Raw genomic sequence first — 3133 nt, forward strand, 5'->3', positions numbered from 1 at the left:
ATTTCTCGTTCAAAGTCCCTCACTTGTGGGGGATTTAGGGGGCTGCCCGGATGGGTAACCGTCGCGAAGGATGATCATCGAATTCACGTTCATTTAGATAGAAGCAATTTACGCGGCTTCGGTATGATGGGGGCAGCGTTTGGGGTAGCTGTTAGATGGAGAAGTCGCTTCTAGAAACCTTTCGGAAGGCTTATCGAGATTTAGAATTGTTTCCGTTGCTGACGGCGGAGCAAATTGCGGCGTTTCGCGTGGAGTATGGCAATGAGACGATCGCCCGACTTGAGCAAGCGATCGAAGATGCGCCGACCAATGGCAAGCTGGTTTTTGCGGGGCATCGGGGCTGTGGCAAATCGACGCTGCTGGCCAAGTTTTCTAACAAGATGATGCGGCAGGGGTATTTTGTAGTGTTCTTTTCGATCGCTGATCTGGTTGAGATGTCGGCAGTCGATCATGTGAATATTTTGTATTCGGTGGCGCTGTCGATGATGAGTGAGGCGACCAAGCGACAAATTCCGATTTCGGAAGGCATTAAGCAAGATTTGCTGCACTGGTTTTCGACGACGCAGACGCAGGTCAGCAGTCAAGATATCAAAACTGAAATGGGCGTGGGGGGTGAATTTTTCTCATTTTTGACTGCGAGACTCAAAAATGAGAAAACCTTTCGAGAGGAGATCAAAACGACGTTTGAGAAGAGTATTTCGGAGTTAGCGAGAAAGGCTGATTTGATTGCGACGGCCATTCAAGCGGCGACAAAGAAAGAAGTGCTGGTGGTGATTGATGATCTGGATAAATTAGATTTCAATTTAGTTAAAGAGATCTACAAAAATAATATTAATGCACTTTTTTTGCCCAAGTTTCGGATTATCTATACCATTCCGATTTCGGCGATTCGAGATAATGAGGTGTTGGCAGAGCTTCAGACGGCGATGAGTACGCGGATCAGACAGTTTGAGGTGTGTAAGTTTTATCGGTTTGAGGAGGTTCGCGATCCGGCGGCAATTCCTAAAGAAAAGTCGGTCAATCTATTTTTAGAAGTTTTACATCGTCGCCTGCCCAAAGAGCTTGTCGAGCCTGAGATTGCGATTCAAATGGTGCTAAAAAGTGGGGGTGTTGTGCGCGAACTGGTACGAATTGCGAGAGAGTGTTGTTCTCAATGTTTGTTGTTGATTCGCAGTGAGCCAGAGCGACAGGATATCAAGATTGATCAGGAGATCTTTAGGCTGGCGATCAAAGATTTGAAGAATGATTTTGCGCGACCTTTGGGGTTAAATCTCTACAGTCTTTTGGCGGACGTTTACAAAAATTTTGAGCCAAACGATGCCAAAAGTGAGCAGTTTTTGTCGCTGCTGCATGGGCTGTTTGTTTTGGAATATGAGAATGATGTGCTGTGGTATGACGTGCATCCGATCGTCGTTGATCTGCTCAAACAAAAAAAACTAATTGAGTGATGGATAACGACATCGAGGTAGAAAATCGACGAAATTATCAGAAGTTGATGGTGGCGATCGAGGCCAGTTCGACTCGGCTCAATTTGCTGCTGGCGGTGTGTGACGATCGCAGTCTGCGGGAGCAGTTGATTCAAGACTATGAGCGAGAGCTACGCAGTCAAGACTTTTTGACGTATCGGGTCAGGGTGCGATCGCAGGAGCCGAGTTTGCGATATGCGCTAGAGCAGTTGGTCAATACGCAGCCTGATCTATCAACCGGAGTGCCTGCGATCGTCACGGTGTTGGGCATTGATGAGTTGTTGCCCGTCAAGCTCGATGCGCCTCGGTCTGAGCAAGATCGGTTTTTTGGCTATTTGCAGTGGACGCGGGAGGCGTTGCGATCGTTTGAGTTTCCGATCGTGGTGTGGTTGACAAATACGGTGTTGGTGAGGCTGGCGGAGCGGGCCCCTGATTTTTGGAGTTGGCGGGGCGGGGTGGTCTGGTTTGAGGGCAAGCCTCAGATAGATTATTCACACTTTGGGCGATCGGAGGTGCGATCGTCTGAGCCGCCTGATCCGTCTAGTTTGCAGCCCGAAGAGTTGTTGGCGATGATCGAGCAGATCGAACGGCAGCAAGGCACCGATGCACCGCTGTTGGCGACGCTGTATGAAAGTTTGGGGCGAACTTATGAGCGGCGTTATGGAGATTCTGAAAATCGCAGACGGGCGATCGGGTTTTATGAGAAAGCGATCGCGCTGCAAACAAAGCTGGGGCTGGAGTCTGATCTGGCGGAGAGCTATTTTCGGCTGGGTAATCTGCTGTCTGAGCTACAAGACGATGTGACCAAGGCGCTGGAGTGTTATCAGACCGCACTGGAGCTATATCGAAAATTTGAAGACCAGTCAGGCGAGGCGAATACGCTCCAAGCCGTGGGGGATGTGCTGCAATTTCTTGACCGTCGTTCTGAAGCGTTAGAGAACTATCAGCAAGCGATGGGGCTGTATCGCGACGTGGGGGATCGATTGGGCGAGGCGAATACGCTCCAAGCCGTGGGGGATGTGCTGCAATTTCTTGACCGTCGTTCTGAAGCGTTAGAGAACTATCAGCAAGCGATGGGGCTGTATCGCGACGTGGGGGATCGATTGGGCGAGGCGAATACGCTCAACAGCTATGGGGAGTTTTATTTTTCTCAAGCAGAGTACGATCGCGCCCTCTCTTATTATCAGCAGGCCTTAGACCTCGCACAGCAGATTGGCGATCGCTACAGTCAAGCCCGATTTCTGCGGCGCAAAGCACGCACACTCGCAAAGCTAGACCAAAAATGGGAGGCAACCCAAACCTACCAAGCCGCCGCCGGCCTGTTTGCAGACATTGGGCTAGACGATCTGGTCGAAAGCTGCAAAACAGAAATGCGAGAAGTCAATCAGGCGATCGCCCCTGTTCCCATTCGTGCCCCTGCGATCGGTTCTGCTGCCCCAACTCAAGATGACTGGTACGATCGCTCTCTGCCAACCTCACGCCCAAAACGCAAACCTCGGAGGCGCGATCGAGGCTTTTGGCACTGGTGTCGGCAACTCTGGCAAAAACTACAAGTTTGGTGGCAACGCTTGAGATGAGAAATGAGCAATTGATTTTGAGTTAGAGCGATTGAGTTTTTAGCCCGAACGATCGCATTGTGAGCGAGATCATTTGAGTTTTCAGCCCGA

Annotated in this window: 2 protein-coding genes; both read left to right on the forward strand. The window is 50.2% G+C overall.

What is annotated here, in order from left to right:
- Window positions 1–155 precede the first annotated feature (155 nt).
- Window positions 156–1448 carry a P-loop NTPase fold protein gene (locus tag ACKFKF_RS11255; RefSeq protein WP_446867793.1) on the forward strand — a complete coding sequence of 431 codons (1293 nt, stop codon included), beginning with the start codon at window positions 156–158 and terminating at the stop codon, window positions 1446–1448.
- Entirely contained in the window at window positions 1448–3043 is a 1596-nt protein-coding gene (locus ACKFKF_RS11260; protein ID WP_446867794.1) for a tetratricopeptide repeat protein, read from the forward strand. Before ACKFKF_RS11255 ends, ACKFKF_RS11260 begins: the two co-directional genes overlap by 1 nt.
- The last annotated feature ends 90 nt before the right edge of the window (window positions 3044–3133 follow it).

Source organism: Phormidesmis sp. 146-12 (genome assembly GCF_052939495.1).